Annotated in this window: 1 protein-coding gene; it reads left to right on the plus strand. The window is 41.9% G+C overall.

The window, feature by feature from the left end; all coding sequences use genetic code 11:
• The coding region (locus SB679_RS26375; RefSeq protein WP_410705393.1) for an ATP-binding cassette domain-containing protein at positions 1–234 on the plus strand (234 nt) is incomplete at both ends.

Genomic DNA, 234 nt, shown 5'->3' on the forward strand with positions numbered 1-234 from the left:
GTTACAGTTGACGAAGCTTTCAAAACGTGAGCAGCAGATCAAGTGTGATGAACTTATTGAAGAATTTTCTTTGCAGCATGTTCGTAAAAACAGAGGAGATCTACTTTCCGGAGGAGAAAGACGTAGAACGGAAATTGCCCGTTGTCTTGCCACAAGCCCGAACTTTATTCTTTTGGATGAGCCTTTTGCTGGAGTTGACCCGATTGCAGTAGAAGATATCCAGAAAATTGTAAG

The organism is Chryseobacterium sp. SIMBA_029, from assembly GCF_046535275.1.
GTDB lineage: Bacteria > Bacteroidota > Bacteroidia > Flavobacteriales > Weeksellaceae > Chryseobacterium.